The organism is Dolichospermum compactum NIES-806 (genome assembly GCF_002368115.1).
GTDB classification, from domain to species: Bacteria; Cyanobacteriota; Cyanobacteriia; order Cyanobacteriales; family Nostocaceae; genus Dolichospermum; species Dolichospermum compactum.
In genome coordinates this window covers 3,311,350-3,322,243 of sequence record NZ_AP018316.1, presented here as the reverse complement: position 1 = coordinate 3,322,243, position 10,894 = coordinate 3,311,350, and the positions used below count along the sequence as shown (strand labels likewise).

General features: G+C 38.3%; 11 protein-coding genes and 2 pseudogenes. 2 read left to right on the top strand and 11 right to left on the bottom strand.

Features of this window, described 5'->3' with window-relative positions:
- Positions 1-1,485: DUF11 domain-containing protein (locus CA730_RS15610; protein ID WP_157750068.1), on the top strand; the 1,485-nt coding region annotated here is incomplete at its 5' end.
- Between the two features lie 393 nt (positions 1,486-1,878).
- Here CA730_RS15610 and hppD read toward each other — a convergent pair.
- The 11 genes and pseudogenes from hppD to CA730_RS15565 form a co-directional block, all read right to left on the bottom strand.
- The gene (hppD, locus tag CA730_RS15605) at positions 1,879-2,940 is read right to left on the bottom strand and encodes a 4-hydroxyphenylpyruvate dioxygenase (RefSeq protein ID WP_172891199.1); all 1,062 of its coding nucleotides are present in this window, start codon (positions 2,938-2,940) and stop codon (positions 1,879-1,881) included.
- A 186-nt stretch (positions 2,941-3,126) separates the two neighbouring features.
- Positions 3,127-3,837: an SDR family oxidoreductase gene (locus CA730_RS15600; RefSeq protein ID WP_172891261.1), complete on the bottom strand. Its 711-nt coding sequence runs from the start codon at positions 3,835-3,837 to the stop codon at positions 3,127-3,129.
- A 177-nt stretch (positions 3,838-4,014) separates the two neighbouring features.
- On the bottom strand, positions 4,015-5,364 hold the full coding sequence (locus CA730_RS15595; protein ID WP_096668638.1) for an NYN domain-containing protein: 1,350 nt from the start codon (positions 5,362-5,364) through the stop codon (positions 4,015-4,017).
- 68 nt (positions 5,365-5,432) lie between these two features.
- Positions 5,433-6,653 carry an exodeoxyribonuclease VII large subunit gene (gene xseA, locus CA730_RS15590; RefSeq protein ID WP_096668636.1) on the bottom strand — a complete coding sequence of 407 codons (1,221 nt, stop codon included), beginning with the start codon at positions 6,651-6,653 and terminating at the stop codon, positions 5,433-5,435.
- An 80-nt stretch (positions 6,654-6,733) separates the two neighbouring features.
- Entirely contained in the window at positions 6,734-7,018 is a 285-nt protein-coding gene (locus tag CA730_RS15585) for a hypothetical protein (protein WP_157749994.1), read from the bottom strand.
- 39 nt (positions 7,019-7,057) lie between these two features.
- Positions 7,058-7,174, bottom strand: a pseudogene (locus CA730_RS25700) (8-amino-7-oxononanoate synthase); the annotation flags it as partial.
- A gap of 146 nt (positions 7,175-7,320) precedes the next feature.
- A complete protein-coding gene (locus CA730_RS15580) occupies positions 7,321-8,226 on the bottom strand; it encodes a DUF4351 domain-containing protein (protein ID WP_096668632.1) in 906 nt (301 codons plus the stop codon).
- 356 nt (positions 8,227-8,582) lie between these two features.
- Positions 8,583-8,720, bottom strand: coding sequence for a hypothetical protein (locus tag CA730_RS24520; RefSeq protein WP_157749993.1), 138 nt, complete (start codon positions 8,718-8,720; stop codon positions 8,583-8,585).
- 7 nt (positions 8,721-8,727) lie between these two features.
- The gene (locus CA730_RS15575) at positions 8,728-9,309 is read right to left on the bottom strand and encodes a Uma2 family endonuclease (protein ID WP_096668630.1); all 582 of its coding nucleotides are present in this window, start codon (positions 9,307-9,309) and stop codon (positions 8,728-8,730) included.
- Between the two features lie 108 nt (positions 9,310-9,417).
- Positions 9,418-9,588: a hypothetical protein gene (locus CA730_RS24515; RefSeq protein ID WP_157749992.1), complete on the bottom strand. Its 171-nt coding sequence runs from the start codon at positions 9,586-9,588 to the stop codon at positions 9,418-9,420.
- Positions 9,589-9,858: 270 nt separating this feature from the next.
- Positions 9,859-10,146 (bottom strand): annotated as a pseudogene (locus CA730_RS15565) (8-amino-7-oxononanoate synthase); the annotation flags it as partial.
- 207 nt (positions 10,147-10,353) lie between these two features.
- Between CA730_RS15565 and CA730_RS26265 the strand changes: the two are divergent.
- Complete coding sequence (locus CA730_RS26265; RefSeq protein WP_330221267.1) at positions 10,354-10,596, top strand: hypothetical protein; 243 nt, start codon at positions 10,354-10,356, stop codon at positions 10,594-10,596.
- Positions 10,597-10,894: the final 298 nt, after the last annotated feature.

Sequence of the window (10,894 nt, the reverse complement as noted above, 5' to 3'; positions counted from 1 at the left end):
CTGCTGAATCCAGTCATTAAAGTTACTAAGAGCAACGATGGCGTAGCTGATACCAACTGTGACGGTAAAGAAAATGCTGGCGACCAAATCGTTTACAACTACGCAGTGAAAAACGATGGCAATGTCTCTCTATTTAACGTTACTGCCAATGATAACCAACTTGGTAACATTACTCTTACCGGACTCACGGACTTAGATGGTGATAGTACGGCTGATGACCTAGCAGTAGGGATAACGGCAATTGGTACGGCAACAGCCACTCTTACTCAAGCACAGATTGATGGGGGTTCAATCACTAACATCGTCACAGGTACAGGTACAGGTAGTAATGGAACAACAGTCACAGACACTGATACCAATACCGTTAACTTGACTCGTACTGGCGACCTAAAGATCACCAAGACCGATTACCTGACCAAAGTAGTACCCGGACAATTGGTAACTTATACCATTGTAGTTAGCAATTGTGGTCTTGATACCGCTACTCACGCGCTGGTAGAGGATTTATTCCCCAGCAACCTGACAGACGTGAAGTGGACAAGCAAGGCAGCTAAGGGAGCCACAGACAATGAAGCCAGAGGAACTGACAATATCGAGGATTACGTAACCCTGCCAGCGGGTAGTAGCATCACCTACAAAGTGACGGGAACAGTAGTTGGTGGCCCTGCCAGCCACAAAGTTTCCGACTATCATAGAACCTTAACCAATACCGCGACGGTTACCGCCCCTTCTGACTTCACCGACACCAACCTCGAAAACAACACTGCCACCGATATTGACACAATCATGGCCGCACCCGGTGTCCGCAATGCTCATTTTTGGCAAAACACCAAATGGCAGAAATTCTGGGACGGCATCCAAGGCAACGAACCCTCCCAAAAAACAAGGCCGAATTTCCCAAATAGCGACCTCTTACTCTCACCCTATACCAACTCTGCCCGTCCCGGAAAAGTCTTAGATCCTGTTACCCGTAGATACGGAGTGGGACTGCTCATAGGAGACTACAATCGCAATGGCAAAACTGACCGAGGAGAAGATACCCTCTTCTACACCCGCGCACAGGCACTTCAGATTGTTGATTCCTCAATGCACCCCAATAACCGAGACGCGCGTTACATACTCGGACGGGATTTAGTGACTAGCTGGCTGAATTACCTCGCTGGTAATTCGATTGATACCCCTAATTCTAACGATCAAGATGCTCGTGACTATATCAACGAGGGAATTCAGTGGCTGCAAGCCTTAACGCCAGATCAAAATAGGGATGGCAAAGGTGATGGCTATCTGCAAGGATTAACAGGTAACGAAACCTCCAATTCACGGACTCCAAGGATTCTAGCTACATCTTCCTACTGGAAATCGGGTATTTCCAGTGCATCGAATTTACCGAACCCCTATAAATCGAACACCGACGTTCTCTATCCTATAGACGCTGGCATCACTATTCACACACACCTGGATAATTACAACAACAATATCTTCTAGGTAGGGTTCTTAGGGAACACAAAAAAACAAATTACCCAATTTTGTGGGATGGGCATCCTGCCCGTCCTTGATGATTAGCGGGCTTTTCGTCCCGCACCACAAGAAATTTTTGGGTATTTTTTTAATGGGAAGTCCCTTAGGGAACACAAAAAAACAAATTACCCAAAAATACTAGTACAGCTTGGCGGAAATAAACCAACCATTCTAAATCCTCCAAAAGCCTATACTGTCTTCATTTTGACTTTTGACTTTTGACTTCCGCCTTGCGGTACTAGGGTGGCTTGGGGCGGCAATCTTTGTCGCCCCAACCAGATAATATCTATTCTGGTTCAGTAAAGCAAAATTGTTTGACATCTGGAAAATTTGTCTGCATATTCCCCAATTACCAGTCTACTAACCGCCGACAAAACCGCGTTTAATTTGCTCGCGTTCAATGGCTTGAAATAAAGCCAGAAAGTTACCTTCGCCAAAACCTTGAGCCAGAGAACGACGTTCAATAAACTCAAAGAAAAAAGTTGGTTCTGAGAAAATAGGTTGGCTGAAAATTTGTAATAATAACTGTCCTGGGTGAGCATCTTCATGCCAGTCTACCAGAATTTGTTGGTGAGATATGGCTTTTAATTCTTGGAGTGAAAGAGAAAATTTATATCGTTGTTGTAGCTGGGAATAGTAACTTTGAGGAACAGAAAGAAAAGATAACCCAGCAGTCCGAAATTGAGAAATTGCATTCACAAGATCAGGTATCAATAAGGCAATATGTTGAATACCTGCACCTCGATTTACGTCTAGAAATTCTTGAATTTGTGAACTCGGCGAAGCTGGTTCATTAATTGGTAATTGAATATTGCCATGAGGTGAAATCATTACCTGACTATGCAAACCAGAACGATCAGTTTTAATATTAAAAGTCTGTTGAGGTTGAAAATCAAAGATTTTTTGATACCAATTAATAGCAGTTTCTAACTCACCAACACCCACATTTAAAACTAGATGATCAATCGCCGTAATAGAATTATGTAAAATATTTTCGTTATCTTCTATTTTTGGTTTATTTTTAGTAATTAAGGTATGATTTAAACTACCCCAAGCAGCAATTTTGGCATACTGACAAAATTCAGCATCTTGAACAGGTTGGAGAATCCTTGCCCCATTGCTTATAGCCTTTGCTATCAAAGCTTCTACATCATCAACTACAAAGGCTATATCAGCCACACCAGGAGGATGTTCACGCAAAAACTCAGCCACCGGACTAGTCGGTAAAATCGCAGAAGAAAGTAAAAAGTAGACAGATCCACTTTTCACCACTTCTGTACAAGTATGCAACGATTTGGGATGATGAAAAAACCTGGGAAAAATACCATCATTCACTGCTTGAAAACCAAGACAATATACAAACCAATCTCGCCACCTTTGGGCATCTTCGACATAAAAGTGAACGTGATCAATTTGCAGCATAATTTCTTTTAAATCCAGTATTTACTATCATCTTTTTACCAATTTTATGTGAGGCTGCACAGAATCCTGAAATCCATTAATTTATCCGTATTTATCTGCGTTTATCTGCGTCTATCTGCGTTCAATTATTCTGGAAATATTATTTTATGCAGCCTCATCTTAATTTGGTATTACATCTGTTACACACTAGAAAAATAAATGACTCTCAGGTTGAATATTAATTTCCATGGGAATAGCCTGTGGTTCAGCCGATAAAGCATAAAAAATAGCATTTGCCGCAGTCTCACAACTCAGCATTTTACTCCGATCTACTTTTAAATTTACCTTATCCCAAAAAGGAGAATCTATCCCTCCAAAGTAAAAAAGTGTCATTTTCACCCCAAAACGTTTCAGTTCTTCCGCTATACATTTACTAAAACCCACAACACCGAATTTAGACGCAGAATAAGCCGCAGCCATAGGCATTGAATGTTTACCAAGAATACCGACAACATTGCAAATATGACCAGATTTCCGTTTTTGCATCTCCTTCGCTGCTGCTTGAGTCGTGTAAAAACAGCCTTTTAAATTGAGATCCAGCATTGCCTCTAAATCTGCCGATTCAATGTTGTTGTAGGCTTTGAGAATCCCCGCCCCGGCTGCATTTACAAGGACATCAATTTGTCCAAACTGGGCTATTGTCGCTTGGATTAATGCTTCCACCTGTTGAGGTTGAGTAATATCTGTGGGAACTGTCAGCACGTCTGCTGATAACTGATTTGCTAATGCAGCTAAATTTTCCCCGTCCCTAGCTGCAAGTACCAACCGCGCACCAGTAGAGGACAACTGACGAGTTAAGGTAGCACCAATACCACCAGTAGCACCGACAATGACAATAACTTTATCTTGTAACATCATCATATTTACATTTCTTTACAGACTATATTTATAGTACAGTCTATCTCGGTATTCTGGGTTTAATTAGAAGAAGGAGTCACCGAGTTAGAAAGAAGGAAGAAGGAAGAATAATTAAATTATTATTGGTCTATTTCGGTATTCTAGTTTTAATCATCTAAATCAAATAAATCACACAAATCATAGTTCAGATTTTTTCACACCCACCTCCCATCTTTTACCTACCTGCTGAATTTGCAAAGAATTACAAGAATGTAAAAACTTCACAAAACTACCACTAATCTGTAATTGTTTGATTTGTTCCGTAATCGGTTGACCATATTGCTGATAAAACTTACTACCCAAAATACTAATATCAACAAATTGCTGATTATCTAACTTACTTAAATCAGTCAAAATATTTTTAATCGCTTGTTCTAAATCTGCGGCAGAATTAATAGCAGATAATTCGCTGGATATTGTAGCTTGTACATTAGCTTGACTATCTTCTGATTGGGGTTGATGATCTTCAAAAATTGTCACATATAATTCAGATTTTTCATCAATTTGATGAATAACAATCTCAGATGGATAGTTAATAAATACATCTTTGGCTTTTTTACCAGGAAAATGATGAGTAATAATTTGACTAATAGTTAATTGATGTTTACTTTTAAATAATTTAGACAAAATCGAAAGTTTTACCCAATAACTTGCAGTTTGCTTTTGTTGTGATTTAATCAAACTCTTAACTTGAAAAATAAACTGCTCTATAGAAGGTATTTCTGGAACAGGTTTCAGAGAATAATTCACAGTTTCACTGGTTGCACTATTAAATACCTTAATATTTTCTCCATGTTGACTAACTTGATAAACTAATATCCCATTTTGTTGTAATGTATTACATAAATTTGTCATTACCTTATCTGAGGAACAAACAAACACTTCCTTAACATGAGGATAGCGCTCATGAATCGAAGAACCCACCGCAATCATTTTCCCATCAGCATTATCTCTACCAGCAGGAACATGAATTAAATCATAGCCACGTTCATGTAATTCTAAATCCAATTTTCCGCGATTTGACCAATTAGCAAAAGCAATTTTAACTTGTATAGGAGAATCACAAATTGTAGTTAAAAACTTTTCTGTATTCGTATTAAGTTGCAGATTTTCTGCATCTAAAAGCAAAATAGTTATATTTGCAGATTGGCGTGGGAGTAAATGGTTAGCATTTACATTAATATTTTCTGAATTTAACTGCTCAATAGCAGATATTAAATCTGATAGTATTTGTGAATCAAAAGCTGCGGGAACAAGCACCGCTTTCAGTGATGATTGCAGTTTTTGTAATAATTCATCCCAGCTTTGTGTTTGACTGAGTATGGCTCTAAATTTTGCACTTAAAGCCGATTTATTTGTAGATATTTGCCAGTTAATAGTTCGATATTTTGCAATCAATAATTCCGGTTGCTGTTGTTGAATAGCAATAATTGATTGACAAATCTCGACAGAAATTTTTTGTAACAAGGCAGAATCATGATAGGACATAGCTTACATCGTACAGTAGAGCATCCTGGGCATAAAGTCTGAAGTCTGAAAATATACTTTTCCAGAATTTAACCTTCAGTAACTTCTATAACTTTAACTGTTACCTGACCTTGTGCCAACTGAATCACTAAATTTTCTCCTATAGTTAATTCTGATACAGAACGAGGAATTACACCATTTTCTGTTATCACTACTGCGTAACCACGCTGTAATACAGATTTAGGGTCAATACTCGCCAATTTTTGGCGTAACATTTCTAAGAGTTGATTGGCTTGTTGTAATTTTCCCGTTGTTACTTGTAATAATTGCCGCTGTTGCCAAGATAACTTGTCTTTTTCCTGTTCTACTTGTCTATCTAAGCGCAATTGACGCAACCGATGTTTTAATCCTTGAAGTTGCTTTTCCCTAGCTGCTAATGATGAATTTACCGCTGTACACAAGTCTGTAATTCGCTGTTGGTGTTGAATTTGTAAATCAGACAGTGACGGGACAACTGTTTCCGCTGCGGCTGTTGGTGTATGTACGCATGAATCAGCGACTAAATCTGTTAAGGATTCATCCCTTTGGTGTCCAATTCCTGTTATTACTGGTATTGGACAATTAGCAACAGCCATAACGACTCTTTCATCATTAAAACAAGCTAGTTCTTCAACAGCACCACCACCTCTCGATAAAATTAATACTTCTGCACGACCATCTTTTTTGACTCTTTCAATGGCTTTAACTATGGATGCTGGTGCTTGTTCCCCTTGCACTGTCGCGGGAGAAAATAAGATGTGTAAGCTGGGATATCTATGTTTGAGGGTTTTTTGAATATCACCCCAAGCGGCTGCTGTTGGGGACGTAACGACAGCGATAATTTGTGGATGTGGGGGAATGTATTTCTTTCTTTCTGTATCAAATAGTCCCTCAGCCTGTAAGCGATTTTTTAGTTGTTGATAGCGTAACGCCTGTAAACCTACACCTGCAGGTAAGGCTTGCCACACTGTTAGTTGATACTCTCCCCGTTGTGGATAAATGCGAATACTGCCTAAAATAATTAACTGTTCGCCAGCCACAGGCATTTGTGCCAATTTTGCTATTTGACTTTTCCAAGATACGCACTTAATAGAGGCTGTACTATCCGTATCTTTTAGTGTAAAAAATAACCCACTTTGGTGATGATTGGCGCTGGAAACTTCCCCTGTTACCCATACTTGTCTAAGAATTTCATCTTGTTCTAAGAGTAATTTTAGGTAGTCGGTTAATTCAGTTACGGAAAAGGCGGTATTAGAAAAGTTAAAGATCATCCGATTTTATATTTTATATTTTAGATTTTGGATTAATTCTACTGATAAATTCTCTGGGTTTTAGCATCCAGAAATTATATTCACTGCGATGAATCAAAGGGAGACCAGACAGGAATTTCTGTGCAATTATTCAACATTTCCAATTCTTCTGGAGAAAGTTGTGAGGAATAATCATCTGTTGGGATGATTTTTTGTTCAGGATCTAAATTTTTGGTAAATTGTTGAATATATTCTTGCAGATGTTCTACTATTTGTTTTTGGATATTTAAGGGTAAGGTTTCGATTAATGAGATTAAGGTTTGGATATGAGGTAACATATTGATATACCAGGAGTCAGGAGTCTGGAGTCTGGAGTCTCTTAGCATATAACTTTTACTGTAGATTCTGTACCTTATTCAAGTGCATATCGCAGATTCTGTGGGTAATAACTTTAAGTTAAATAAATTCTCTGTAATTAGTTGTTTTAAATAGTTGACATTTTGCCATAGTTGCGATCGCCTTTGGGGTTCTTCTGGCAATATTTATCGGTTAAGCTCAAAATCATGAAATTACATAGGTTGAATTAAGGCACAAACCCTCAAAAATGCGTCAGCTGACGCTGTTGCCTAACCCAACCTTGTATCTTAGAGGAAGTGGTGACGTAATCAATTCCCAGATTTTATCTTTTTTAATCAGTATTTTGTTGTAACCAGTTTTCTAAATCAGCCATAGCAGAAAAATCAAAGATACTTTCTCCTAATGTTTCTAATTGAGGACTTGATAACTGGCGAATTTGTGATGCAATTGCTATATCTAGATTACCAAAACGCTTTGATAGTTGACGAATAACTAAATTAGCTTCACCTTGCTGTAAACCTTGTTGTAAACCTTGTTGTAAACCTTGTTGTAAACCTTGTTGTAAACCGTCCTGTAACCCTTGTTTGAGGATTTCGTTATACCAGGGTGATTCTCTTAATACTGTCATATCCCACCTCATGATTTGTTGAACTATTGGTATTTCTAGGACAAAGGATGCAAAAAATGATAATAAGGGTTCTAAATCGCTTAACTGTTCATTTTCCCGCAGTTTAATTACTGCTTTTCTGACAATTGCTTCTTCACCACCTCCTTTGAGAATTGGTACAAAGGGTAATAAACTTGATAAATTTTCTGCAAATACTAAACTAGCTTCAATTTCCCAGAGATTAATTACCCGATAGTCTTGATAACTTTTCATTCCCATAAAATCTTGTTGGTAGAATTTGGGAATGTTGGGTGTTTTTACGTGGGGTAAAATATTAATAAGGACAGGATAAATGGGTAAATTATACCGTTCTCTGGCTAAAGCTATATAAGCCGTCATTCTGAGAGGAACTTTCTCGTTATAACGCAATTGTAGCTCATTGAGAATTAAAAACTCCCCTTCTGGGTTTTCGGCTTTAATCAGTACGTCGTTATCGCGGCTTATCCATTGAAATTCTGAAGAAATAAACTCTCTCACCCGAATATCTTTTCTTTGTGTTACCCATTGTACCCAATTATCGGGGGCGAGACTGATTAAGCGTTTACTACCAATATCTACTTTTTTGGTCATGGATTGATGATTGGGGAGTTAAAAAATTAGAGGAGAGTTCTTAATTGAGTTAGTATTATTGTATCATAAGGGTCTAATGCCTTGATTTGTGCAGAACATTGATAATTTCCCTCACGCTTTGAGAATCGGGATATTGAACACGCTGACGATAAAACTTTATATACTGATATAAGAAAATACTGGTTTATGACAAGACAACCCCAACCCCAACCCCGCAAGCGAGGAGGGGGCTATAATATTTTTAATCTTCATCATCAATCAGAATCTTGTTGTAAAATACGATTATTCAATCGCTCATATTCATCCTCTAGTAGCCACATTTTAGCGGCTTCATAATATTTTCAAAATTTGGAAGTTTAAGAAAGTACCTTAACTGTTTGCCATTTGTTAGCTAAACAGTGCAAAGTCGCGGCTTTACCTTGGATATTGCCAATGCTTTCACTGATTTGTAAAGACTGCTGGTAGAGGGCGATAGCTTCGCTCGCCGTAGGCATCGCTTCTCTACATCAACGATTGCATAAAAGCATTCACTGCATCATATTGATCTGCCATTCGAGAATAAAACTCTAGTGACCGCAAATCCAATTCTGGTAATAATTCACTCTTACTTACTAAGTCATATCCTGTAGAACGCAAACAATAAACCGAAATTACACCATCTTGCCAAAACCAAACCTCTGATACTCCGACTCGACGATAAATTTCTAGGGTGTCAATTCCACCACTGGTGACTATTACCTCAATTGCCAAGTCTGGAACTGGTTTGCGTTTACTCAAACAATAAGACTCATCTGGTTCTTTGCGTGCGCCTAATTCTTTTGTCCCAATTGTTGTACTACCACGTCCATAAAAACGAATATTTTTCACCCGCATATAAATCTCTAAAAGCTGACCTAAAGTATTTTTAGGTTCTTCATGGGCATCAGATAAAGGAGTCATAATTTCTAAATACCCATCTAAATAAGTTAACTGCGCTCCAGTTTCTGCCAAATCTGCATCTAATTTTTCCAGAGTTTCCCATGTTAGATTTGATAGCAAAGCTCCAACTGGATTTTTTTTAGCTTGAGAAATTGTGACAACCATCTGATTCACCTTTTACGCTATTCTTATAATATCCTAATTGCCTATAAGACCTATGGTAATTGCTCATATTCATCTTCTAGTTGCCATATTTTAGCGGCTTCATAATTGTCATCCTTGTTGTTTTGCGATATGCCCTAACCACCATAATGTCATGGCTTTACCTTGGATATCCCCAATGCTTTCAGTGATTTGTAAAGACTGCTGAAAGAGGGCGATAGCTTCGCTCGCCGTAGGCATCGCTTCCCAATACTCTTTCAGAGTTTGTAGAAAAACAGGCATAAAATTTTCCAGTGAGATTACTTATTGATAAGTAGGTAAGCAAAATTGATTATATAATAATTGTCAGAATCAGGATATCCAGGATTTAATTTTTTGCTAAATCTCTACAATGGGTTAAAAAGAAAATCTCTTTCTTTGCGTCTTTGCTCCTTTGCGACTTTGCGCGAAATAATTTTCATTACCGTAACATTCCAGGCGAACTGCTTGCAGCAGCGCTTCGCTATCGCTGCTAAACTCAATAAAGCCTTACCCTTTCATGTTTTTGATCACTTATACCAATTTCTGAAGATGTGTTAACTCATGGGTAGCCATTACAGATATTCTAATGCGGCTGGTGCTAACTGTGGGGGGACGAATGGCTGGGGCAAAAATTCCTGATTCTCGCAAATGCTTTCCGGCTGTTAATGCTGCTGCTGCACTAGGCAATTGAAAACATAATATCGGCGATTCTGTGGGGAATAACTTTAAGTTAGATAAATTCTCTGTAATTAATTGTTTTAAATAATTGACATTTTGCCACAGTTGCGGTCGCCTTTGGGGTTCTTCTGGCAATATTTGTCGATTAAGCTCAAAATCATGAAATTACATAGGTTGAATTGAGGCACAAAACCTCAAAAATGCGTCAGCTGACGCTGTTGCCTAACCCAACCTTGTATCTTAGAGGAAGTGGTGACGTAATCAGCGTCTCTAAAACAACGGGAAGAATGGAAACAAGAGGGACTTGAAGAAGGAAGACAGGAAGGAAGACAGGAAGGACAGCGTTTGATGGTCGAGAGTTTGTTAGCGGTGCGTTTTGGTAATTTAGATGAGGAGTTATCTGCTATTATCAGTCAGTTGATGGAACTTTCTTTGACGGAAAGAACCCAGTTATTACTTAATTTATCTAATCTTTCCCGTGAGGAATTGTTAGCTAAGTTTAATAAGTTTGAATCGAATTATCTATCGAAAAAAACTGGCAAAGATGATTTTATAGTTTTGTGCAGGGTTATGGATACAGAATTTTCCTGATTATTCTTTGACTAACATCAGAATATAAGGAGGCGATATCAACGTATCTACCCAGATTTCTGCAAACTCCCATTCAGTTTCTTGTTTTGATGTTTGTTGCGGCATTTTCAAAATTTATAAGTTTAAGAAAGTACCTTAACCGTTTGCCATTTGTTGCACATCATTAATAAATCCTCTCACTGTCTCAGCATCGGGAGATTGGATACGCCGCAATATCACCAAAGACTGCTGTAAATAGTCCAGTGCAGTCACAAAATCCCCTTTTTGATATGCTAACAACTGTCCCAACATTGCCAAC